Below are 24,286 nucleotides of genomic sequence, written 5' to 3'. Positions count from 1 at the left end.
CCACATCGAGCATCGACATTTTCGCCACACCAGCGGTAACAAACAGGTTGAGCCCCACCGGCGGCGTTATCATACCTATCTCCATGTTGACCACCATGATGATACCCAGGTGAATCGGGTCAATACCCAGAGCGATGGCAATCGGGAATACCAGTGGTGCAACGATGATCAGCAAGCCAGACGGCTCCATAAACTGACCACCGATCAGCAGCAGCACGTTCACCACAATCAGGAAGGTAATTGGGCCAAGTCCCGCTGACAGCATCGATTCGGTAATCATCTGCGGAATGCGTTCTTCGGTCAGCACGTGTTTCAGGATCAGTGCGTTGGCAATGATAAACAGCAGCATAATGGTCAGCTTACCCGCTTCAAACAATGTGTGCTGAGTATCTTTGTGGCAAAACGCATGCAGTACTTTCACCGGAGCTGGTGACGAGTTGCTTTTATCGGCAAACGGGCCCATATCACGGTAAACAAAATTGGCAATGAAAAATGCGTAAACCGCCGCAACGGCCGCCGCTTCGGTCGGGGTAAAGATACCGCCGTAGATACCGCCTAAAATAATCACCACCAGCAGTAGACCCCAACTCGCATCGCGGGCTGCGCCAAACACTTCTTTCCAGCCAACAAATGGCTGTTTAGGCAGTTTTTTGATCCTAGCCGCGATGTAAATCGCGATCATCAGCATCAGACCAGCCAGCAAACCAGGAATTACCCCACCGAGGAACATACGACCTACCGACACATCGGTCGCAGCCGCATACACCACCATCACTATTGATGGTGGAATCAGGATGCCCAAAGTACCGGCGTTACAGATAACCCCGGCTGCGAACTCTTTGGTGTAGCCATTTTTCACCATCGCAGCGATAACAATACTACCGATAGCAACCACGGTCGCCGGAGAGGAGCCCGACAAGGCCGCAAACATCATACAGGCCACCACCGAAGACATGGCCAGCCCGCCCGGGAACCAGCCGACAATCGCCACAGCAAAACGGATGATACGTTTGGCTACACCACCGGTAGACATAAAGCTGGACGCCAGGATAAAGAATGGGATGGCCAACAGGGTATAGTGTCCGGCGAACGCGTTAAACAATGTCTGTGCTACTGAAGCCAGCGAGGCATCCGAGTGGATGAGCAGGAACAGTATGCTCGACAAACCCAGAGAGACGGCAATCGGCACACCAATTAGCATAAAGCCGATTACCATGATAAATAGAAATAATGTCGCCACGGTTTAGCTCTCCTTGCCGTTATTGTTTTTGTGCTTACCGCCCATAACATCATCGATGTCGGATGGGTTGAGATTCAGAGCTTCCAGGTCTTCTTCCGCTTCGTGACTGGCAATCATGCGATCCAGTTTGCCAATCGCAATCTGATAGGCGAGTTGTGCAAAGCGTAGCGTTAGGAGGGCCATGCCGATTGGCAGCGCCATATAGGGGATAAAGCGCGGCAATTTTTCATACTGCTCCCCTTCGTTGAGCCAGTCAGCTAAAAACTGCAGCATATCCGGCATCGGGATATCGTCAGTTTCATACCAGGCACGGGTGGTCGCAAACGGATACCAGTAATTCCATGAACCAATCAACAACAAAATGGAGAAGGCCAGACAGCAACTAACCGCAACCAGCGCATACACCTTTCGTAGCTTTTCCGGTGCCAGGTTGATCACCACGTCTACACCGATATGAAAGTGTTTTTTTACGCCATAAGATGCCCCGACCAGCACCATCCAGGCGAACATAAACACCGTCAGCTCAAGTGCCCAGAGAATATTATCGTTAAAGATATAACGCATGATCACGTTAACAAAGGTGAGCAGCGTCATCGCCCCGAGGAAAAAGGCGATAAGCGTCTCCTCCACTTTGTCGGTGTATTGGCCGACTTTAGATAAGAATGACTGTTCCATGTGATACTTCGCTCTAAGAGTAATAGTTATAGTTTTAATAGTGATACAGAGAAGTAGCCTCACACCTTCGGTATGAGGCCAGGTCTAATTACATTTTGTTGGAAGCCAGAGCCGCTTCAATCAGATCAGATCCAACATCTTTCTCAAACTTCTTCCAAACCGGTTTCAGTGCATCCACCCATTCCTGACGTTGCTCAGGCGTCAGAGTACGTACTACACCACCCGCTTCGATGACGTACTGCTTGTTCATCGTCTCAACTTTGCTGGATTCAGCATTACGTGTTTCGGTCACTTCTTTCAGGATAGTAGCGAACTGGTCACGAATGTCTGCTGGCAGGCCGTCCCACCATTCGGTCGATGTCACCACCAGGTAGTCCAGGATGCCGTGGTTGGTTTCAGTGATACCGTCCTGAACTTCGAAGAATTTTTTACCGTAGATGTTTGACCAGGTATTTTCCTGACCATCGATAACTTTGGTTTGCAGACCACCGTAAACCTCGGCAAATGACATCTTCTGTGGGTTAGCGCCAAGTTGCTCAAACTGGGCCACCAATACATCGGAAGGCTGTACACGGAATTTCAGACCTTTCGCATCAGAAGGATGAATCAAAGGTTTGCTTGCGGACATCTGTTTCATACCGTTGTGCCAGAACTGCAGACCGACAACACCACGACGCTTCATAGCCGTTTTCATTTTTTCACCTGCTTCAGAGTTTTGGAAACGGTCAACGGCTTCCACATCTTCAAACAGGAAAGGCAGGTCAAACAGTCGGAACTTCTTAGTAAATTTCTCGAACTTAGACAGTGATGGCGCTGCCAGTTGCACGTCTCCGTTCAGCATCGCTTCCAATACTTTGTCGTCATCATACAGGGTCGAGTTCGGGAACACCTGCATACACGCTTTGCCATTCATCTCTTCATTCACGCGCTTTTCCAGCAGTGATGCGGCAATCCCTTTCGGGTGCTTGTCGGTATTGGTTACGTGACTGAATTTAATAACCATCTCGCCTGGATCACAGTTGGCGGCAGCATTAAAACTGGCTAGTGCAAGCGCAGAGACAGAGAGTAGAGTAAGAGGCTTTAACATTATAATTCTCCTTGTTAGGTGTTCAGCCCCCGTTCAATGGGGCCGATACGCTAAAAGAGCAACAACCGAGCCAAGTTGTTAAATAAAAGATAAATCCATTAACTATTAGACAGTTACAGAAGCATAATGTTAAAAAATTGCTACGCAACAACTGCGGAAATATAGAAAATGGGTGGTTCCCCACCCATTTAAAACCACCAAATGTGTCAGTTCCCGCCTATTAAGATCACCGGTGAGCAACCGGATCGGCCACACCATCCGGGTCCTGTGACGCAATCCCGGCACTATTTAGCTGACCACCGGTCGCCAGCAGCAAACCACATACATGCGGCGCCGCCATCGAGGTACCGTTGTAGGTCACCGTGCCGCCGCCCACCTTAGTAGATTCAATATTGACCCCAGGTGCGGCGTAATCCACCGGCTCTCCCTGCGCATAGCCATCGTGGGCCTGCTTGGCACCAAAATTAGAAAACCAGGCAAAGGTATTGTTAATATCGATTGCTGAAACGGTATAGATATTGTCCCCTTGCACCGATGCCGGAGTATACAGGGAAGCATCGTCTGTAGAGTTACCTGCCGCAATGGAGAAATTTATTCCTTTAGCGGCAGCTGCTTTAATCGACTGTTCTAAAGACTGAGAATAACCTTTGGCGCCGAGGCTAAGATTGGCACAATCGCCGCTTTCACCATTTTCTAGCACCCAATCTACCCCGGCAATGACGCCGGAAATCGAACCGCTGCCGGTATTATCCAGTACCCGAACCGGCACGACAGCGGTACCTGGGGCGACCCCAACCACACCACTACTATTGTCAATCGCGGCTATGGTGCCTGCTACATGGGTACCGTGGCCATTGCCGTCCTGTAATGTGTATTTACCGTGGGCAAAGTTGGCACCTCGTTTAGCATCCACATTTAAGTCTGCATTGTTAAGGTCAATACCAGTATCAATTATCCATGCGGTATTGCTGGAAAAAGCCATGGGGCCGCCAACATGGTCAATGCCCCAGGGCACGACCTGAGGAGGCTCCGAACCGCTCTGATTGCCCCCGCTCGGTTTGTCTGGCTTGTTGTTGCGGGGCATGGCGAAAACCGCCATATCGGGCTCAACATAGTCGATGTCGGAAAAACGTTGTTGTAAGCTTTTCAGTGCCTGAGCTGGCAAAGTGACGGAAAAGCCTTTAATGGCGGTGGTGTAGCGGTGACCGATTTTACCATTAGCTTGTCTTACCGCCTGACTGATTTGATTGATTTTGTCCTGCGACACATCGCTGTGCAGCACGACAATATACTGATTACTCAAATCGGCAGGGTTGCCGACCACGGCCAATGCGCTGCCTGACAGTAGAGTCAGCGACGCGGTAATAGTAACTGATAAACCCCTCATAACTCGTCCTTGTTAGTGGTTAAATTATCACTAAGTATAGACACGTTATTTAAGTCATTTTGGTAAGGTGTGCTAGTAACAGGAAGGTTGAGCACCGGGATGTAGTGGCTTGAGTCGCCTGGTCACTTAGGTGGAAAATGGCCAGGAAATAAGGCGCGCTCTCTGACCAAGTGGCAAACTTCACTTGATTCTCCCCCGTAATTACCCGTCATAACAACCCCACATCGTTACAACAACTTTTGAGAGCGCGCCTAAACCGAATTAAAGAATATCGATGCGCTGCTCGGTATCAGCGTCGAAAAATACTGCTTTAGACAGATCGAAATGGAGCGGTACCACCTGGCCTACCTGCACGTCGAATTCCGGAGACAGACGACATGCCACTTCCTGGCCATTGACCTTAATCATGGCAATAACGTCCGGACCGGTCGGCTCTAACACCTCCAGCTGCAGGTTCAGCTGACTGCTGGCGCCCGCTTCCGGATTCGGTGATTCAGTGATGTGCTCAGGACGCAGACCGATCACGATCTGTTTACCATCCTGCGAACGCATCGACGCCGGCAGGCGGATATCGTGCTGCTGATTGTCACCTCCGGTGACCTTGATCACCGGCTGGTCATTATCGTCCAGGTCGACCATGGTTTTGATGAAGTTCATCGAAGGTGAGCCCATAAAGCCGGCCACAAACATGTTGTTCGGCTTGTTGTAGATCTCCTTCGGTGTACCCAGTTGCTGTAGTTCACCGTCTTTCATCACCGCGATCCGGTCAGCCAGGGTCATGGCTTCAATCTGGTCGTGGGTCACATAGACAATAGTAGTGTTGAGCTGCTGATGCAGACGTTTGATCTGGTGACGCATTTCAACCCGCAGTTTGGCGTCCAGGTTAGACAGTGGTTCATCGAACAGGTACAGCTTAGGTCGGCGCGCTAACGCGCGACCCATAGCGACACGCTGACGCTGACCACCCGATAGCTGAGACGGTTTGCGGTCCAGTAGATGGTCGATTTGCAACATTTTCGCCACCCGTTGTACTTCCGCTTCAATCTCCTGTTCGGGCATTTTGCGAATTTTCAGACCGAAGGCGATGTTGCCGTGTACGGTCATATTCGGATACAGAGCGTAAGACTGGAACACCATGGCGATGTCTCTGTCTTTTGGCTCAACACTGGAGACATCGGTACCGTCGATAACGATCTCGCCCGAGCTGATGCCTTCTAACCCGGCGATGGTATTCATCAGGGTAGATTTTCCGCAGCCCGACGGGCCGACCAAAATCAGAAATTCGCCAGAGTCGATACTGATATCAATCCCTTTCAGGGTTTCCTGGTCCGCTTTAGGGTAGGTTTTGCGGATCTGTTTGAGTTCTAGTGTTGCCATGTTAATTATCCTTTTACTGATCCCGCTGTTAAACCACGGACAAAATATTTGCCGGCCAAGACATAGACGATAAGCGTTGGCAGCGCGGCGATAATGGCGGCGGCCATATCGACGTTGTACTCTTTCACCCCGGTACTGGTATTGACCAGGTTATTCAGAGCGACGGTAATTGGCTGGGTATCCGAGCCGGAGTAGACCACACCGAACAGGAAGTCATTCCAGATGGCGGTAAACTGCCAGATCACCGTCACCATGATGATCGGGGTAGACAGCGGCAACAGGATCTTAAAGAAGATGGTAAAGAACCCGGCACCGTCCAGCTTGGCCGCTTTGACCAGTTCATCCGGAATGCTGATATAGAAGTTACGGAAGAACAGGGTGGTAAACGCCATGCCGTAGATAACGTGTACCGTCACCAGACCTGTGGTGGTGTTGGCCAGTCCCAGCTTACCCAGGACAGCGGCCATCGGCAGCAGAATGACCTGGAATGGAATGAAACAGCCAAACAGCAACAGGCTGAAAAACAGGTTTGACCCACGGAACTGCCATTTAGTGACTACGTAGCCGTTGAAGGCGCCGAGCAAAGTTGAGATAGCCACCGCCGGGATCACCATCTGGAACGAGTTCCAGAAATAGCCTTTTACCCCGTCACAGGCCACGCCGGTACAGGCGCTGTCCCAGGCTTTGTACCAGGCATCGGTGACCCACTCCGTCGGCAGGCTCATCAGGTTGCCAGCTTTAATGTCTGGCAGCGATTTAAATGAAGTGATCACCATGACAAACAGTGGCATCAGGTAGACCAGGCAGAAGAAAACCAGCGCGCTGTAGAGAAACAGCCGGGCAAAATTCATGTTACCGCTCATGATTTTTTCTCCCGTAATTCAGAGTAAAGATACGGCACTAAGATGGCCAGGATACCCGCTAACATCATCATGGCACTGGCCGCACCCAGACCGATCTGGCCACGGGTAAAGGAGTGTGCATACATAAATAGTGCTGGTAAATCAGAGGCGTAGCCCGGGCCTCCAGCGGTCATCGCGGTCACCAGGTCAAAGCTCTTAATCGCAATGTGCGAGGTAATAATCACGGCACTGAAAAATACCGGGCGCAGACAAGGCAGAATGATTTTCCAGTAGATGGTCGGCAGGTTTGCGCCATCAATCTGAGCCGCCTTGATGATCGACTGGTCGATACCACGTAACCCGGCCAGGAACATCGCCATGACAAAACCCGACGACTGCCAGACCGCTGCAATAACCAGCGTATAGACTGCCATGTCTGAGTTGACCAGCCAGTCAAATTGGAAATCGGTGAATCCCCAGTCCCGCATCAGTTTCTCTATCCCCAGACCCGGGTTAAGAATCCATTTCCATGCTGTACCGGTGACAATGAACGACAGTGCCATCGGGTAAAGATAGATAGTACGGATGGCCCCTTCCTGACGGATATTCTGATCCAGCAGTATGGCCAGCCCCACTCCCAGGACGATAGCGATCAACATAAACAGCAGACCGAAAATGCCCAGGTTAGTAATTGAGGTGATCCAGCGATCATTTTCCATCAGTTTTTCGTACTGGGTAAAACCGACGAAATTGAAGCTGGGTAAAAAGCGCGAGTTGGTCAGAGATAACGCGGCGGTCCAGAAGATATAGCCATATATGCACACCACAGTGACCAACATAGTCGGGGCAAGCACAATTTTTGGCAGCCAGTGTTGCAGCCTATCGGCAAAACTTGGCTTAGGTGCAGGCTTGCTCTTTGACCCGGTCAAAACATGCTCCATAACGATTCCTTGCTTAAAAAACCCCGGAGCCCACTCCGGGGTAAAGGGGCCGAAAAATCATCCGGCCCACGGAAGTGACGTAACTGATTATTAGATTGCCGCTTTAACCGCTTTCGCCAGTTTTGCCGCCGCTTGTTTTGGATCCGCGTTCTTATCGTTGAAGAAGTTGGTCACTACGTCATAGATGGCGCCTTGTGCGTAGCTGGTGGTGGCCAGGCCGTGTGCCATACTTGGCACCAGGTCACCGGTTTTCGCACTGGCTTTAAAGGTGGCCATTGAGTCCAGAGCACACTGGTCAAACGCGGACATGTCCATATCCAGACGTACCGGAATAGAACCTTTGTTCAGGTTGAACACTTCCTGGAACTCTTTGGTCAGGATGGTGTGAGCCAGGTCTTGCTGCGCTTTCTGGTTCGCTGCGTTGCTCAGCTCGAAGAAGGCAAAGCTGTCGATATTGAAAGTGAACTGGCCATTGGTACCTGGCGCCGGTGCACAGATGTAATCTTTACCTGGTACTTTACCTGCGGCCGCAAATTCACCTTTGGCCCAGTCACCCATGATCTGCATCGCGGCGTCACCATTGATCACCATAGAGGTCGCTACGTTCCAGTCACGGCCTGGAGAGTTCGAATCGATGTAGTCGTGCATCTTCTTAAACTTGGTGAACACTTCGACCATCTTGTCGCCGCCCAGCACGTCCATATCCAGGTCAACAAAGGCTTTGTTGTAGTCTGCGCTGCCCAGTACGTCCAGAGCAACGGCTTCAAATACAGTTGCGTCCTGCCAAGGCTGGCCACCGTGTGCCAGAGGAATAAAGCCCGCCGCTTTGATCTTGTCTGCGGCAACAAAGAATTCATCCAGAGTAGTTGGCAGCGTTACGCCTGATTTTTTCAGCACTTCAGGGTTAGCCCACACCCAGTTTACCCGGTGAACGTTAACCGGTACTGCAACGTAGTCGCCGTTCCATTTCATGACCTTAGTGACCACTGAAGGCAGGATGCCATCCCAGTTGTCTTTCTTAGCCGTCGACTCCAGCGACGTCAGGAAACCAAGTCCACCCCACTCCTGAATATCGTGACCTTTGATCTGCGCCGCTGACGGCGGGTTACCTGACACAGCACGGGTTTTCAGTACCGTCATGGCACTTTCACCGCCACCACCGGCTACCGCGAAATCTTTCCAGGTGTGGCCTTCTTGTTCCAGCATATCTTTCAGAACAGCCGCTGATTTCGCTTCACCACCGGAGGTCCACCAGTGAAGCACTTCAACTTCGCCCGCTTGCGCAAAAGTGGCAGCAGACATCAAAGACAGGGTAAGTAGGGTTTTCTTCATTTTCATTGTTATCTTCCATGTATTGGATTAGACACAGGGCAGCTGACCGCCCCAGCTCAAGCTTTTTTGCTCGATTCCAATTCAGTCTACCTAAACGATTTAAAGTTATTGAAACAAACCGTAACCGGAACGTAACATAGCTGTTACATTAAACTTCCAGGCTAGGTGGGATAAAGACTTGCGCCTTCAGACCCGCTCCGGGCTGATTGCTGATAATGAGATCTCCGCCATGTCCGTGGAGAATATTGCGGCAGATTCCAAGCCCTAAGCCATGGCCTTTATCATCCTTCGCCAGACGAAAATAGGGTTCAAATACCGCTTCTAACTTGTCATCCGGAATGCCCGGACCCTGGTCAATGATAGTGACGGTAATCCAGTCGGCGCTTTCCTCTAGGGTCACTTCAGCCTGCAAACCGTATTTAACGGCATTTTCGATCAGGTTGGTCAGCACCCGCTTGATGGCCAGGGGTTTAGCGACGATCGGCTCCATAGTTAAAGGCGTGAATGTCACCCGCTGCTGCTGGTAGTTATACTGCTCAATGATGGTTTCTATCATCGTATTGAGATCAACATAGGCATTGTTCTCATGCAGATCGGTGTCTTTAACACACTGCAGTGCCCCTTTGACCATCATCTCCAGCTCATCCAGATCCTGGTTGAATTTGGCCCGTTTGACATCGCTCTCGAGCAGTTCTGCCCGGAGCCTTAGCCGGGTAATCGGCGTTTTTAAGTCGTGGGAAATGGCTGAAAACAGATGCTCACGATCAGCGACATAGCGGCGAATACGCTGCTGCATCCGGTTGAAAGCACGGGTTGCGGTGATAAGTTCACTCGCCCCTTCCTCCTGCAATGGCACCTGTTTGATATCCATGCTCATTTCATTGGCCGCTTTGGCCAGGTTCTTCAGCGGTCGTACCTGGCGGCGCATCAGCAGATAGGTCAGCAGCAGCAGTAAACTGGTGGAGAAGATCAGAAACATCACCTGATCTTTGGCCAGCAAGGTATCGTCCAGGTTGACATAAGGTGCGGGCAACAGCGCGGCGATATAGAGCCACTCATTGTTGCCAAGCTCAATTTGCACCACCATCACCGGCGGGTCGATCGGTTGCAGGGTCAGGGTGTGATAAGCCCAGGATTTCGGCAGGTCGTGCAGGAAAATATCATTTTTAAGCAGGCGCAGATTTTCCGGGCGGGAAAAGTCCACCGACACACTGCTGACTTTATTCAGCTTACTGGCCAAAACCCGCTTGACTGCCGAAACCGAAGCCACTTTTAACCGGGTATCGGCAATCGGATCTACCTGCAGTTTTTCGCGGTTGAAGGAGACGAAAAAACGTGTACCGCCCATATTGCGGATCTGGTCCAGCACGATATGGCGATAACTCATCGGCAGCGACTGAAAAAACGTCACTGTGGAGGCAAACATGTTGGCCATACTCTCAGAGGCCGACTGAATACCTTCCAGCTCTTTCTGCTTGGATTGGGTATACCAGATAGAGGTAGCAATCCCCTGCGCCAGGATCACCGCCAATAACGTCAGGCCCAACGTTCGGGTTACCAGCGAATTGGGTTTCAGGCGTTTCAGCCAGCTCATAGTTACAGCTCAGTGTGAACGGGTACGGCCAGGATGTAGCCATTGCCGCGCAGGGTCTTAATGTATTGCGGAAACTTGGCGCTATCGCCCAGACGTTGCCGCAGCCGGCTCAACTGAACGTCTATGCCCCGCTCGAACGGCAACGCTTCCCGGCCTCGGGTGGCAAAGGAGATGGTATCCCGATCCAGCACTTCATTTGGCCGGGAGAGAAACAGCATCAGCAAGGCGAAATCGCTGCCGGACAGGTCATGCTCCTGGTGGGTTTCCAGGTGGGTTATCCGGTGTGCCAGGGTATCCAGTCGCCAGTCACCAAAGGTGATCTGTTTAGGCAGCACATCAGCCGGTTGTTCATTTTGGATCTGCACCCGGCGCAATACCGCTTTAACCCGTGCCACCAACTGGCGTGGATTAAACGGTTTGGCGATGTAGTCGTCGGCACCGATCTCAAGACCGATGATCTGATCGGTATCATCAGACACGGCGGTGAGCATGATGATAGGCACACTGGACTGCTTGCGGATCTGCTGACAGAGGGCAAAACCATCCTCACCAGGCAGCATCACATCCAGCAGGATCATGTCAGGGTAACCGGCATCCTGTAGCGATAACTTCAGCCCTTCGCCGTCGCCAACCGCTACCACATCAAACCCGGATTTGGTTAAATATTCGTCCAGTAATTCGCGAATTTCCTGATCATCATCGACAACTAAAATTCGGCTACGATATTGCATCCAATGCATCCAAAATTTACATCTAATTTACATATTCTACTGATTCGCCATCGTCGTGATTATTGATATTTATATAAAATTTGACCCGGATATCGTACGAGATCACAAATAATAAAATATTAAGACGAACAGCTGATTTCCATGCCTTTGCCCCATTCTGGCGGCAACCGGGCGTAGTCTTCAAACTGGGGTTGATCCTGGTATGGATGGCGCAGCGCCGTCGCTAATCGTTCCACTTCACTGTAATCCCCCTGTTCCGCCTTGTCGATGGCCAGTTGTGCCAGATAATTGCGCAGCACATATTTGGGGTTAACCTGACGCATTGATTGGCAACGCGCGCTGGCTGTCAGCGGTTGGTTATCCTGGTCCAGCTCGGTCTTACAGCGCTGCAGATAGCGCTCCAGCCACTGTGCCGCGGCTTCACGGTCCAGCACCAGATCCACCACCGTTTGAGCCGGCTGACGGTCCAGTTCAGACAACTGTCGGAAGAAACGGCTGTAATCGACCTGATTGTTGGCCAATAGCTGGAATAGATCGTTGAACAGCTCCGGGTCACCTGGCTGGCTGGAGACCAGACCCACTTTGCGTCGCATCCAGTAACTAAAATGCTGGTTCAGCTGGCCCTGGTAGCTGTCCAGCTGGGTTTCCAGATCGGCTTTGTCTATCAGTGGCGATAACGCATGAGCCAGTGCCGACAGATTCCACAGTGCGATCCCTGGCTGGCGGTCAAACGCATAGCGGCCCTGATAGTCAGAATGGTTGCAGATATAGCCGGGTTGATAATCATCCAGGAACGCAAACGGACCGTAATCAAAGGTGTCGCCCAGGATCGACATATTGTCAGTATTCATCACCCCGTGGGCGAAACCGTATGCCTGCCACATGGCGATCATCTTCGCCGTCGCTTCGACAATATTGGCAAACATCGCCAGATAAGGCTTCGGCTGCTGGCGGCATTCCGGCCAGTACCAGTCGATCACTTTATCCGCCAGCAGCGTCAGTTGCTCAGGTTGGTTGGTATAAAAGAAATGTTCAAAATGGCCAAAGCGGATGTGAGTACGGGCTAACCTGAGCAGCAGTGCGCCCCGCTCGGTTTTCTCCCGGTAAACCGGAGTATCGCTGACCATCATCCCCAGCGCACGGGTAGTCGGAATGCCCAGTCCCGCCATGGCTTCGCTACACAAATATTCGCGAATCGTCGAGCGCAGCACGGCTCGGCCATCCCCCATCCGTGAATAGGGCGTCAGCCCGGCCCCCTTCAGATGCAGGTCAAAGTGGGTACCGTTTTTATCCACCATTTCAGCCAGCAGCAGGCCGCGACCGTCACCGAGATCGGGGTTGTAGACGCCAAACTGGTGCCCGGCGTATTTCATCGCCAGCGGGGAGAAACAATCCGGTAGCTGCTCCCCGGAAAATGCACGTTGCAGCTCAATATCCTGCACCGCATCTTCTGGGAAACCGAACTGGTCCGCCAGCAAACGATTCCAGATCACCCAGTGGCTGTTTTTTAACGGTTGTGGGTTAATCGGGGTATAAAAACTATCCGGAAGGGCCGCAAACCGGCGGGTGAATTGCACCTGTTGCCAAACAGACATAGACATTCCATTTACTGTTGCTCTATATGGCAAACTAGCACAGCTTTTCGCGAGGTCCAAACGAAGAATAACCACAATATAAGTAAGTGGTTACTCCGTTGTTAGCTCAGTTGGAATATAAGAAGAATTTAGATTAGTGCAAAAACCGCCACCAAGGCGACCAGAGCAAAAATGCAAGTCCGGCTGATAACGCCAAGTTGAGTGGGTTGGATCATTTCTTGATGCTGCATCGGTCACCTCCTGTGAATGTTACATCTTAATTACAATATGATGAAATTTTTAACCAATCTCAACATGCTGGCAGATTAAATTTTTGTGACAGTGTCGCTTGAGTTGCCTTAGCTCAACTAAATTACGCTTAAAACTCCTGGTTGATCTTATCCAGGCAATCAATCAACACATTGAGCTGCGCCGGTTGAATGTTGCGGGTGAGTTCAGCCACAAGCTCCAGATGCAGCTGATTATGCTGGCGATGCAGCGCTTCACCCTGTTCTGTTAACGCGACCACGATAGCTCGCCTGTCTTCTGGATGTGGGCAGCGTTCGATCAGCCCAGCGTTAACCAGTTTGTCGATTTGCACCGTTAGAGTACCGGTGGTGATGGCCAGTTTTTCCGCCAGCTCTTTCATCCGCATCGCACCGTGATTGCCCAGCACTTCCACCGTATGGGTCTGCGCCAGCGAGTAGCCGGTCTCTTTGACTACCGACTGTTCCCAGGAAGACATCTTGTCGTAGAACTCGGTCAGTGACTGATTAAGCGTAGTTAGGTAATGATTCATAACGTCGGGTGAACCTCCAGCGTCAAATGGCTGATCTTGTCAAACTGCGCCAGCAGCTGTTTATACTCAGCGGTGCTCTTGTCACTACTGGATTCAATGGTAATCGCGGCCGAATAATGATTACCGCTGATTTTCCAGATATGCATATCTGTCACGATTGCGTCTGGCGCCAGCGCCTGTTCAATCTGGCGGCGATAATCCTGGTCGATACTTTCGTCCAGTAGCACCGGGCTGGTCTGACGGATCAAACCTGCGGTCCATTTACTGATCACCAGCGCGCCAACAATGCCCATCACTGCATCAAGCCAGTTCCAGCCGTAAAACTTACCGAACAACAACGCCACGATGGCCAGTACTGAGGTTAAGGTGTCTGCCAGCACATGCAGGTACGCGGCGCGTAAATTGTGGTCATGATGATGGCCATGGTGATGATCGTGACCGACTTGGTGAGAATGGTGGTGGTGCGAGTGGTGGCCATGATCATGATGTGAGTGGTCGTGGTCATGATGGTGGTCACCGAGCAGATACACGCTGAGCAGATTGACAAGTAGGCCAACTACGGCAACCAGAATCGCCTCGTTGAAATGAATTACGTGTGGGTTAAATAGCCGGTCCACCGACTCTACCATCATCATCAGGGCGACAATCCCCAGCGCTATTGCGCTGGTGTAGCCACCGAGCACACTGACTTTGCCGGTGCCAAACGAAAAGCGGTCATTGTCGGCGTGTTTTTTCTGGTAGTGGTAGGCAAACAGAGTAATACAGAACGCCGCAGCGTGAGTGCCCATATGCCAACCATCGGCCAGCAGAGCCATAGAACCAAAAATGGTTCCTGAGATAATTTCAGCCACCATGGCAATTAAGGTCAACCAGAAAACGTACAGTGTCCTTCGGGCACCCTGTTGGTTGTGAGATGCAAACTGGTGGTGGTGTGAAGTGGAAAATCGATCTTGGCTGCCCATTTTGTTTGACCATCAAACTATTTGACTTTCAAATTTAATTAACCGGTGCATTAAAGTCAATTAAATACGCTGCGATTCAGAGTGTTAATCGCCTTTAAACGTCGTCAAACACTTGCGTGTAGTAAAAACCCCCGGCTTGCGCACGGGGGGTTTGCTAGTCACTAATTCGATTCAATTAACTGGTTAGTCAGATATCGTGAACCGAGCACTCCAGATATCCGCGCCGGACGTATCACTGACTCCATCCCACTCAGTGGACTGAGACATGGCTTTGATGGAGAAGCTCACCCCGTCAGTATCAACAATGGCAAATCTGTCCTTCCATGTGGTTCCGCCATCTTGCAGAATGAAGGTCAGCACACCGGTTGCATCATTGACGGTCCAGGTGGTCGGGTAGCTTGCCTCACCATCCGAATAACTGCCACTTCCATCTGCATTAAGCGTATACTCTTCGGTATCGTCGCCTTGACCGAGGAGAGTCACTGACAGTTGGTCGAAGAAGTCGGTCGAGAATTTCGCCTTGCTGCCTGAATCTGATTGGCATTGCGATACCGCCTGCTCAAACTCTGCCAGGTAACCGTAGCTGACCGGTCTTTCGTTGACATCATCCCACTCGGTTTCATTGACAGTACATTCCGCAGGCATAGGCCACTGTTCGGTTTCCACCATATGGGCAACCCAAATCTCTCCGGTATCTGAATCGAAACGACCTATTGACAAGTTACCGCCAGATTCAGATAGCAAAGCCCACGTTTCATAGTAGCCCTGCGTGGACAACGTCAGTAAGCCTTCGGCATCCACCTCCCAATTCAGGCGATTCTCTACCCCATTGCGGTAGTAACTGACCGTCCCATCAGCAGCAAAGTAATACGCCCGAGTTTCACCACGGCTGTTAACCCGAAATGGCGCAGATCCTTCGACGTTCTGAGCGAGCATAGGCTCGAAGTTGTCGTTACAAGCGGCATAATCTGCCACCTGATTTTTGAAATCATCAACCGTTTTACCCATGGCTTCGGGGAACAGACACTCTGAAGACAAGCTCACTGTATCTGACCAGACAATCGAGCTTTCGACGCCTTCAAATTTCTCCTGCTCAAAGAACTTCAACGACCAGTCAGAGTCGTCTTTATCCAATAACGCCCAGTACCACTTAATGAAGTCCCCGGTTGTAGGATCGGTTTCTTCTATCAACACCTGACCGTTAGTGATCGACCACTGTTGGCTGTAGCTGGAACCATCGCCCTTTGTCACCACCAATTCACCGTTTGGATTGAAGTAATAGTCACGCGTGCTGCCATCACCGCGAACCCGGTGGAAGGTTTGTCCCGCCACCATCTCGGCAGTGATAGCTGAAGAGCCGCCACAAACCGCAATGGCGCTGGTGAAATCGCTCATCGTCGCGTTGGAGTCCTTATCACTGAAGTCACATTGACTCACGGTCAGCTCAACTGCAGAGAGGATTGTGTCTCTTGCCGTCATATTGAGCAGCACCAGCGAATCGTCAGTAATTAACTGCCCTTGCTGCTCGTAATTGCCAAAGTACACCTGACCTTGGTAAGCACTGAGGATCATTGACGAATTTTCATTGTCAAACTTTTCACCCCACTGATTAATCGCAGTTTCAGGAACGGTGTAACGCAGAATATCTTCGCCGTTGACGGTTTGGCGACTCCAGCTAGCACTGGCCACCAGCACAGCTTTGTCATTGGTCCAGTCCATAGTGTAATAGTTGGCCGTATGGTCACTCACCAACTCCACCGCCGCGTCCCAACCGACTGACACGCCGACTAATGCACTTGCGGAGCCATTGCTGCCGATACTGCTGTTGGTGATCAGCTCATCTAACGTTGTCGCCCCTAGCGTATCGTTTTCAACACCGCCTCGGTAAACCCAGGGCCGCCACTCTTTCCACAGCGTGTAGTGGTCCCGATCTGGCGTTGCATTGAATTTGGCAAGCTTCGCCCCTTGTGGGAATGTCGCCTGCTCGTCTGTGAAACTTTGCCACTCCAACCCGGATTCCGAGATAAGTTTGCCCGCCAGATCCACAACCACACCGCTTAAGGTATAAGTCCGTTGCGGCAAGTCATTTGGGTAAGCCTTAATGATATGATTGGCAACACTATAACTGTAGATGGTGCCCGTTTCTTCCCAGCCACTGTCACCAAGCTGAATATCTTCAATTACATCCAGTGGCAATGAAATGCCCACTTTATCGGCCCGAATTCGCTCTATTTTGCTTAACGTGGTTACATCACCGTTGGCGGTAAAGGTTTCCTGATACAGGCTCTTCACACCGTCATTTTCATCAAAATTAAAACTGTACAGGGTGGCATTGCCGGTTAAGAAGTTAATGGTTGCCGCGTTATCCGGTAGACTCACTTCCGGATCGAGCGGATCAACATCACTGTCATCTTCTACGCCATCACCATCGTCATCAGTGTCAGCGTTATTGCCGGTACCGTCGCCATCAGTATCGGTATCTTCGCTGTCGTCCAGCGGGAACGCATCATCAACATCTGGCGTGCCGTCACCATCGTCATCGGTGTCGGCGTTGTTGCCGATTTTATCGCCGTCGGTGTCTACTGACTCCGTTTTATCTAACGGGAATGCATCATCGTCATCCGCAACGCCATCATTGTCATCATCGCTGTCAGCATTGTTACCGATGCCATCTTGATCGGTATCTATGGTCTCAGTGGCATCAAACGGAAACGCGTCATCGTCGTCGAGCACGCCATCGTTATCATCATCCTTGTCCGCGTTATCGCCGATGCCATCTTGGTCGGAATCGACCCACTCAGTATTATCATCCGGTGCAAAGTCATCCGCATCGGCAACGCCATCGCCATCCGAATCAGAATCAGGCTCGCCGGATTTATTGATGACGATGCTATCTAAGTCACCTTGTTGTTCCGGATCTTCGATAATTTGTTTGATGGTCGCGCTGATAGCTTCTGCATTATCCAGCAGTTCATTGGTGCCATCGGTATCATTGGCGGCGGTTTCCAGCGCTTCTGGTGTTTCAGGCAAACTGCCGGAAGACACCAGGTTACGGGCACCAAACGATGCCTGGCTGTTTTCTTCCTGCTTGTAGTCGCTCAGCACCGCTTGCTGGTCAATACCCAATTGAGTGGCAACCGAAGTCACCGCTTCTTCCAGGGTTAAAGTGGAATCGCTAGCGAGTTTGACATGCACCAGCGTCGAAAGCGGCGTCACATTCTGCTGGCCAGCCGGCGCAGACATCACAAAATTTGACGCCACCAGATTGCCGGTGTCTTCGTCTACGGTCTGGCCTTTTATCGCCCGTACTACGACTGAGAAACTGGCCGGGTCATCTACATCGTTGACGTTCAGGGTGGCACGACCGCCTGCTCCTGAAGTTGCCGAGGGCTCACCATCGTCCAACTTAAAGTTACCGTTTAAGTCCAGCCAGACCTGAGCGCCATTTAAGTAGCCGTCTATCGCTTTAACGCTATAGGTTTTGTTCGGTGTCGTGGTCGGTGAGTCGGTACTGTCACCACCACAGCCGATTAATGACACACTGGCAGTCAGTCCCAGTGCGATCGCGAGGGTATTTTTTTGCATAATTATCCCTAACCAATTAATGAATTCTACGTATACAACAGAGCGCACACATAAGTGCGAGCACGAGTATAGGACAAGTGGTTATTAACAATTCTGCAACTTACATTCTTATTGCAGGGCAAGGTGTGATACCGGATCAGTGTCAATTGACACAAAACCACAGCTAGCTTCAGAAAAACAATTGTTATAAATGGACTTTTCACACGACATACGTGATCTATGAGATAGTTTGCAATCTTGCAAAGAAAGAATTTGCCAATGAATTGAAAAATCGGATTTGTGAAGTTTGTAACGAGTTTGTGTCTGGTAACCAAAGATTCACCGATGTTTATCCATATTGTGGTTTTTCTCTGCCGCTACGGTTCGATAGGTGTAGATTTGTTAGCTGTTCGATGAAAAAAGGCGTTAGCAAGATCGCTCCCGCTAACGCCTGATTAGAGACAAGTATCCAGTTAGATTGGATTACGCCGGTACTTGTTCTTTTTGCACAATTTTCTCCACTCTGGCCGCAGCGACTTTAAATTCCGGAATTTTGGCCTCTGGATCAGTGGCGGTATTGGTCAGACGGTTGGCCGGCGACTCTACAAAGTGGAACGGCACAAATATCACCCCCGGCTGCATTCGCTTGGTGACAAATGCCGGTGTCTCTATCACCCCACGCCGGGTCGCAACACGCACCAGTTCACTGTTACCAATTCCCAGCCGCTCGGCATCGACCACAGACATCATCACCCTTGGCCCGGCCAGGTTATCCAGCCCTTTAGTCTTGCGGGTCATGGTGCCGGTGTGGAACTGCTCCAGCAGTCGACCGGTCGTCAGTACCAGCGGGTAGTCTTCATCAGGCAGCTCGGCAGCATAGCTAAACTCCACCGCCACCATCTCCGCTTTACCGCGAATAAACTGCTGCTGATGCATCACCCGGGTACCCGGATGGTCCTGATCCCGGCACGGCCACTGCAGGCCGGTTCGGCCCACTCGATCCCAGCTAATGCCAGCGTACTGCGGGGTGACAGTGGTAAGTTCAGCCGTAATATCCCGAACGGATTGGTACTGCCAGTCACTGCCCATTGCCAGCGCAATCTGCTGGATGATCCACCAGTCCTCTTTGGCTTCTCCAGGGGGCTGTACCGCAGGATTTAACCTTTGCACCCGACGCTCAGTATTGGTGAAGTGGCCGCTCTTCTCGGCAAACGAACAGGATGGCAACACCACATCGGCATACTGCGCGGTTTCAGTCAGGAAGATATCCTGTACCACCAGAAAATCGAGGGTCTCCAGCGCTTCGATCACGTGAGATTGATTCGGGTCGCTCAATACCGGGTTTTCACCCATCACATACAAGCCTTTCACCCCGCCGTGGCAGGCCGCATCGATAATTTCTGTCAGGGTTAAACCGGACTCGGTGGACAAATCTGGTTTATTCCATGCCTGAGCAAATTTGGCCTGCACTTGCGGATGGTAGACTTTCTGATAACCCGGATAGTTGTTTGGCAACGCGCCCATATCACAGGCACCCTGCACGTTAGACTGGCCGCGCAGCGGGTTAATGCCCCCGCCTTCAATGCCGATGTTGCCGCACAGCAACTGCAGGTTGGCAATCGAACGGACATTGTCATGGCCGGTGGTGTGCTGGGTGATCCCCATCGAATAGTAGACCGCAGTGCGCGATGCAGTGCCAATCATTTGCGCCATCTCAATGAGTTGCGCAGCGGGTACGCCGGTGACCAGTTCAACTTTGTCAGGGCTGTAAGCGTCGCGCATCACTTCGGCTTTCAGCTCTTCAAACCCGTCGACCCGTTCGTCGATATAGTCGCTGTTGTGCCAGCCATTTTTGATGATCTGCTGCATAATACCGTTTAGCAGCATCACATCGGTTCCCGGCCGATGGGCAACGTACAGCTGGGCATGGTCAGCGATATCAACCCGTTTGGGGTCGGCCACAATCAAACGGGCCTGACCGGAACGGAGCACCTGCTTGATATGGGAAGCAATAATCGGATGGGCTGCGGTGGTATCTGAGCCAATGATAAAAATCAGATCAGAATGACGAATACTCGGAATATCATTGGTCATTGCCCCGCTGCCCAGCGACGCTTCCAGACCGGTGACTGTTGATGCGTGACACAAGCGCGCGCAGTGATCGACGTTGTTGGTGCCCAGCTCCCGCCGGATGAACTTCTGGAACGCGTAGTTATCTTCATTGGTGGTTTTCGCCGAAGAAAACCCTGCCAAAGCATCACCACCATGAGCTTGCTTGATGCCAGCAAATTTATCGGCGACAAGCTGGATCGCTTCCTGCCAGCTGGCCGGTTGTAACTGGCCACCTTTGCGGATCAGCGGTGTGGTCAAACGCTCGGGGCTGCTAATAAAATCAAAACCAAACCGGCCTTTAACACACAGCATGCCCTGGTTCACCGGTGAGTCGTTCACCCCTTGTACATACTTGATCTGGTTGTTCTGCTCGTTGACATACATGGTGAGGTTGCAGCCGACACCACAGTAGGTACAGATGGTATTGACCGGTTTAAGCATCTCGATTCGACCCTGGGATTTATCGCGGGCATCCACCAGCGCACCAACCGGGCAGACCTGCACACAGGCGCCACACTGCACGCAGTTGGAATCACCCATATTGGCGCCGCCGTCAAACCCGGGCCGGCACTCTGGTCGGTTGGCACTGCTGCCGTCAGGGTTTTTCATAAAGCTCAACACACCATGGACACCCTGCTCGTTACACGCCTGGACACACTGGCCACAGCTAATACAGCGGTTGGCGTCAAACACGATAAATTCCGAGCTGCTGTCAACGGCAAATTTCTGTCTGTCCGGCTGGAACAGGTCGTCAGATGACACCTGATATTCGGTGGCGTAATCACGCAGTTGGCAATCGGTATTGGCCTGACAACCACACTCCAGACAGCGCTCCGCCTCGCGGATGGCTTCAAGATTGTTGAATCCGGTTTCCACTTCAGCAAAGCTGAGCTCACGCTGCTCAGTGGACAATTCTGGCATTACCGCCCTTACCGCTTTCTGCAACGTTTGATACTGTTCAGGAGCCACCTGTTTCAACTGGCGTTCTTTTTGCGAATTAAACGGTTTAACCGGGATGTGTTCCATGGTGCCGTTAAAGAAGCGGTCGATCGCTTCTGCCGCTACCCGGCCATCCGCCACAGCTTCAATCGCCGTCGCCGGGCCACGACGAAAATCACCGATACTGAAGATATTTTCCACCCCGGAGTGCATAGTGTTGTCATCAGACTGTTGGGTTAACCAGCGAGAAATCGGTAGCTCTATGGTCTCTTTTTCCAGGAAACTGACATCCGGCTTTTGTGAGACGGCGGAAATCACGGTATCAAACGCTTCGGTGAAGAATTCACCGGTCGGTTCAGGTCGGCAGCGGCCGGAGGCATCCGGTTCGCCCAAGGCCATTTTTTCCAGCTTAATTTCACTCACCCGGCCGTTGGCATCGGCCAGGTTTTCTACCGGGTTAGTCAGGAAGTGGAATTTAACGCCTTCGTGTTCCGCTTCCAGGATTTCATAATCTTCCGCTGGCATTTCATCGCGGGTACGACGATATATCAGGGTGGTGTCAGCACCGTCGCGTACCGCGGTACGGGCGCAGTCAATCGCCGTGTTACCACCGCCGATCACAGCCACTTTCTGGCCGGTGGTGTAGTGGCGATCGGTGACATAATCTTTCAGATAATCGACACCGAGGTAACAGCCGTCTAAGTCACTGCCCGGATATTCCATCTCTACCGCCTGCGAGGCGCCTATCGCCAGGCAAACGGCATCAAACTGCTGGGTTAGATCGGTCAGGGTAAAATCTTCACCGAGTTTAGTGTCGGTATGGATTTGCATCCCGTTGGTACAGATAAGGTCGATTTCCCGATCCAGAATGTTTTTCGGCAACCGATATTCCGGAATGCCATAACGTAACCAGCCACCGGCTTTAGGCATCGATTCAAATACCGTGACATCGTAACCTTCATTAGTCAGGTAATAGCCACAGGTTAACCCGCCCGGGCCGCTACCGATGATCGCCACTGACTTGCCTTTGGCCGCTTTTTTCGGCGGCACATAGCTCTCCTGAGCCTCTAGATCGATATCCGCAGCGTGGCGTTTTAGCTGTCGGATAGCGACCGGTTCTTCGACCAGGCCACGGCGGCATTCTGTTTCGCAGAATGCCGGGCAAACGCGACCAATGGACAAAGGCAAAGGCAAGGTACGCTTGATCACTTCAACCGCTTTGTGATGGTCGTTTTGCGCGATATGGAACAGGTAAGACTGCACATCGACACCAGCCGGACAGGCAGTCTGGCATGGCGCCTGACAATCGGCGTAGTGGTCCGAGAGAATACGGCTCAGAGCTTGCTGGCGTCGCTGGCTCAGTTCAGCAGACTGAGTGGTGATTGCCATTCCTTCGGCCGCAGTGGTTTCACAAGCGCGTTGGATACCCTGACCTGCAATTTCAACTACACACAAGTCACAAGGGACTTTTTCGCCACTTTTATTCAGTCCACACAGTGAGGGGATTTCGATCTGCTCTAGCGTTGCGATATCTAGTAATGACAGAGAGTTATCGGCACTGTAAACCTGCTCATCGATGGTGATCTTAATCGTTGATTGGTCATTTAATGGTGACATTACAACCTTCCGTTATTTTTATGATGAGAAAGCTGGGGATAAATATCACTTTAAACCGAATTCAAACATTAAACTGGGTACTGGATTACATATCCAAAATATTATTGACAAGTCATTAACTAACCAAAAATATTCAACCAATCGAACTTACCAAACAAGAACAACATTCAAACTTCACCCGAATTCAAATAACAAAACAAATGAATATATAAAACAAAATGTTATCATTAACGCCTACACCAACTAGCGTTTAACATCACAAGCAACAGAAAAGGTATTGCGTGTAATTCTCATTATTGATTTTAATATATCTATTATCATCCTGAGTTGGTTAAAGAAAACATATAGAGACTAAATATATAAGTAATGGCCCGTTACAATTTATAGGTCAAAAATGCATTTCCTTTTGCTTTTATGAATGGCTTCGACAAATAACGGCGTAGTGTTTATTTCTATTTAGTTAACTCTCTCATTCGGCTGTATTTATATGGCCCCTATTATTAGATGAGTAAATGTATCGAATGAGTGAATGTATCGGATGAGTGAATGGAAACTCGCCTGATATTTTTGTGTAGTCGTCGCCAGCATCTCGTCTGTTGACCGCACGCCATAGCAGATGGTCAGTGGTGTATTCGACACTATGTCGCACCAGATGGACTGGCAGGTACACATGATCGAACACCAGATCGGTGCTTACACTGACTGTGCGCACGGTATGGGACTGGCTGCGGTTTCACTGCCGTACTACCGGATGATCTACTCATTCGGCCTGGACAAATTTGTTCGCTTCGCCACTGAAATATGGGGTATTTCACCGGATGGTAAGAGCAAAGACGAAATTGGTCTGGATGCGCTGGAAGCGCTGGAAGCGTTCACCAAAGAGTGCGGTATTGTTACTTCTATTAAACAGCTGGGCGCTACCGAAGAGATGCTGCCAGATATTACTAACTCCACCATCATATTTGGCAATGGCTACAAACAGCTGAACGCAGATGACATTCTTAGGATTCTGGAAGAGTGTTACTAAGCGCATCACTCAAAGTTGATCTGCCAACAAACGAGAAAGCCGTAGCAAGCTTTCACCTGCTACGGCTTTAAATAATGGCGCGCCCTACAGGATTCGAACCTGTGACCACATGCTTAGAAGGCACGTGCTCTATCCAACTGAGCTAAGGGCGCTTTGTAACGTAAGCACAGTCACGAGGGATGAATCGTACAGGACTGTGCCTGGGCTTTCAACTGCTTTGCGGGTAAGTGGTGATTAGTTAAACAGTGAGTTACAGCGCTAATAACTGGCAGATAAAAGTAACCCCGTAACGTACAACGCCCGGGGATACTGTAGAAGATTAAACCTGTAATGCTGTCGCTTCAAAATTAATGGTGCATGATTGACTCGAGCATAAGTTTTTGATTGTACGCTTTCTTCCATTCTGTAACAGCGACATCTTCAAACTCGGTATTGGCACATTGCCCTTTGTACATAATCCCTTTTTTGCCATTCCGTTGTGCATTC

General features: G+C 50.9%; 15 protein-coding genes, 1 tRNA gene and 1 pseudogene. 1 reads left to right on the top strand and 16 read right to left on the bottom strand.

From position 1 onward, the window contains the following. From ACQY6F_RS05345 to fdhF, 15 genes and pseudogenes are all read right to left on the bottom strand, one after another. Positions 1 to 1,165: pseudogene (locus tag ACQY6F_RS05345) on the bottom strand (TRAP transporter large permease); the annotation flags it as partial. Between the two features lie 78 nt (positions 1,166 to 1,243). After that, on the bottom strand, positions 1,244 to 1,915 hold the full coding sequence (locus tag ACQY6F_RS05340) for a TRAP transporter small permease (RefSeq protein ID WP_428772752.1): 672 nt from the start codon (positions 1,913 to 1,915) through the stop codon (positions 1,244 to 1,246). An 88-nt stretch (positions 1,916 to 2,003) separates the two neighbouring features. Further along, positions 2,004 to 3,002, bottom strand: a complete 999-nt coding sequence (locus tag ACQY6F_RS05335) for a TRAP transporter substrate-binding protein (protein ID WP_428772750.1) — start codon at positions 3,000 to 3,002, stop codon at positions 2,004 to 2,006. Between the two features lie 226 nt (positions 3,003 to 3,228). Beyond that, a complete protein-coding gene (locus ACQY6F_RS05330; RefSeq protein WP_428772748.1) occupies positions 3,229 to 4,389 on the bottom strand; it encodes a S8 family serine peptidase in 1,161 nt (386 codons plus the stop codon). Positions 4,390 to 4,650: 261 nt separating this feature from the next. Continuing rightward, positions 4,651 to 5,766 carry an ABC transporter ATP-binding protein gene (locus tag ACQY6F_RS05325; RefSeq protein WP_428772746.1) on the bottom strand — a complete coding sequence of 372 codons (1,116 nt, stop codon included), beginning with the start codon at positions 5,764 to 5,766 and terminating at the stop codon, positions 4,651 to 4,653. Between the two features lie 5 nt (positions 5,767 to 5,771). Beyond that, a complete protein-coding gene (locus ACQY6F_RS05320; protein WP_428772744.1) occupies positions 5,772 to 6,629 on the bottom strand; it encodes a carbohydrate ABC transporter permease in 858 nt (285 codons plus the stop codon). After that, entirely contained in the window at positions 6,626 to 7,549 is a 924-nt protein-coding gene (locus ACQY6F_RS05315; protein ID WP_428772743.1) for a carbohydrate ABC transporter permease, read from the bottom strand. The genes ACQY6F_RS05320 and ACQY6F_RS05315 overlap by 4 nt, the downstream gene beginning before the upstream one ends. 90 nt (positions 7,550 to 7,639) lie before the next feature. Further along, positions 7,640 to 8,887, bottom strand: coding sequence for an ABC transporter substrate-binding protein (locus ACQY6F_RS05310; protein WP_428772741.1), 1,248 nt, complete (start codon positions 8,885 to 8,887; stop codon positions 7,640 to 7,642). A gap of 142 nt (positions 8,888 to 9,029) precedes the next feature. Next, positions 9,030 to 10,475, bottom strand: coding sequence for an ATP-binding protein (locus ACQY6F_RS05305; protein WP_428772739.1), 1,446 nt, complete (start codon positions 10,473 to 10,475; stop codon positions 9,030 to 9,032). Positions 10,476 to 10,477: 2 nt separating this feature from the next. Further along, positions 10,478 to 11,206 carry a response regulator gene (locus tag ACQY6F_RS05300; RefSeq protein WP_428772737.1) on the bottom strand — a complete coding sequence of 243 codons (729 nt, stop codon included), beginning with the start codon at positions 11,204 to 11,206 and terminating at the stop codon, positions 10,478 to 10,480. A gap of 119 nt (positions 11,207 to 11,325) precedes the next feature. Further along, positions 11,326 to 12,801, bottom strand: coding sequence for a protein adenylyltransferase SelO (locus ACQY6F_RS05295; protein ID WP_428772736.1), 1,476 nt, complete (start codon positions 12,799 to 12,801; stop codon positions 11,326 to 11,328). Positions 12,802 to 13,159: 358 nt separating this feature from the next. Next, positions 13,160 to 13,579 (bottom strand): MarR family winged helix-turn-helix transcriptional regulator, encoded by a 420-nt coding sequence (locus ACQY6F_RS05290; protein ID WP_428772735.1) that lies wholly within the window; start codon positions 13,577 to 13,579, stop codon positions 13,160 to 13,162. Next, positions 13,576 to 14,541: a CDF family Co(II)/Ni(II) efflux transporter DmeF gene (gene dmeF / locus ACQY6F_RS05285; protein WP_428772733.1), complete on the bottom strand. Its 966-nt coding sequence runs from the start codon at positions 14,539 to 14,541 to the stop codon at positions 13,576 to 13,578. The genes ACQY6F_RS05290 and dmeF overlap by 4 nt, the downstream gene beginning before the upstream one ends. 183 nt (positions 14,542 to 14,724) lie before the next feature. Continuing rightward, on the bottom strand, positions 14,725 to 18,126 hold the full coding sequence (locus tag ACQY6F_RS05280; RefSeq protein ID WP_428772732.1) for a thrombospondin type 3 repeat-containing protein: 3,402 nt from the start codon (positions 18,124 to 18,126) through the stop codon (positions 14,725 to 14,727). A gap of 462 nt (positions 18,127 to 18,588) precedes the next feature. Then, on the bottom strand, positions 18,589 to 22,773 hold the full coding sequence (gene fdhF / locus ACQY6F_RS05275) for a formate dehydrogenase subunit alpha (protein ID WP_428772731.1): 4,185 nt from the start codon (positions 22,771 to 22,773) through the stop codon (positions 18,589 to 18,591). Between the two features lie 616 nt (positions 22,774 to 23,389). Between fdhF and ACQY6F_RS05270 the strand changes: the two genes are divergently transcribed. Continuing rightward, complete coding sequence (locus ACQY6F_RS05270) at positions 23,390 to 23,800, top strand: hypothetical protein (protein ID WP_428772730.1); 411 nt, start codon at positions 23,390 to 23,392, stop codon at positions 23,798 to 23,800. A gap of 75 nt (positions 23,801 to 23,875) precedes the next feature. On the opposite strand, the gene ACQY6F_RS05265 is transcribed toward ACQY6F_RS05270, so the two are convergent. Beyond that, positions 23,876 to 23,952: transfer RNA gene (locus ACQY6F_RS05265), tRNA-Arg, on the bottom strand. Between the last annotated feature and the right edge of the window lie 334 nt (positions 23,953 to 24,286).

This window comes from Vibrio sp. (assembly GCF_050299255.1).
Taxonomy (GTDB): Bacteria; Pseudomonadota; Gammaproteobacteria; order Enterobacterales; family Vibrionaceae; genus Vibrio.
This window is presented reverse-complemented; position numbering and strand designations above follow the sequence as displayed.

Excerpts from the sequence above, each read along its gene's own strand:
- ACQY6F_RS05295 (WP_428772736.1), bottom strand. The coding sequence starts at position 12,801 with ATGTCTGTTTGGCAACAGGTGCAATTCACCCGCCGGTTTGCGGCCCTT.
- ACQY6F_RS05335 (WP_428772750.1), bottom strand. The coding sequence starts at position 3,002 with ATGTTAAAGCCTCTTACTCTACTCTCTGTCTCTGCGCTTGCACTAGCC.
- ACQY6F_RS05340 (WP_428772752.1), bottom strand. The coding sequence starts at position 1,915 with ATGGAACAGTCATTCTTATCTAAAGTCGGCCAATACACCGACAAAGTG.
- fdhF (WP_428772731.1), bottom strand. The coding sequence starts at position 22,773 with ATGTCACCATTAAATGACCAATCAACGATTAAGATCACCATCGATGAG.
- ACQY6F_RS05270 (WP_428772730.1), top strand. The coding sequence starts at position 23,390 with ATGGTCAGTGGTGTATTCGACACTATGTCGCACCAGATGGACTGGCAG.
- ACQY6F_RS05310 (WP_428772741.1), bottom strand. The coding sequence starts at position 8,887 with ATGAAAATGAAGAAAACCCTACTTACCCTGTCTTTGATGTCTGCTGCC.
- ACQY6F_RS05330 (WP_428772748.1), bottom strand. The coding sequence starts at position 4,389 with ATGAGGGGTTTATCAGTTACTATTACCGCGTCGCTGACTCTACTGTCA.
- ACQY6F_RS05280 (WP_428772732.1), bottom strand. The coding sequence starts at position 18,126 with ATGCAAAAAAATACCCTCGCGATCGCACTGGGACTGACTGCCAGTGTG.
- ACQY6F_RS05325 (WP_428772746.1), bottom strand. The coding sequence starts at position 5,766 with ATGGCAACACTAGAACTCAAACAGATCCGCAAAACCTACCCTAAAGCG.
- ACQY6F_RS05300 (WP_428772737.1), bottom strand. The coding sequence starts at position 11,206 with ATGCAATATCGTAGCCGAATTTTAGTTGTCGATGATGATCAGGAAATT.
- ACQY6F_RS05305 (WP_428772739.1), bottom strand. The coding sequence starts at position 10,475 with ATGAGCTGGCTGAAACGCCTGAAACCCAATTCGCTGGTAACCCGAACG.
- ACQY6F_RS05315 (WP_428772743.1), bottom strand. The coding sequence starts at position 7,549 with ATGGAGCATGTTTTGACCGGGTCAAAGAGCAAGCCTGCACCTAAGCCA.
- ACQY6F_RS05290 (WP_428772735.1), bottom strand. The coding sequence starts at position 13,579 with ATGAATCATTACCTAACTACGCTTAATCAGTCACTGACCGAGTTCTAC.
- ACQY6F_RS05320 (WP_428772744.1), bottom strand. The coding sequence starts at position 6,629 with ATGAGCGGTAACATGAATTTTGCCCGGCTGTTTCTCTACAGCGCGCTG.
- dmeF (WP_428772733.1), bottom strand. The coding sequence starts at position 14,541 with ATGGGCAGCCAAGATCGATTTTCCACTTCACACCACCACCAGTTTGCA.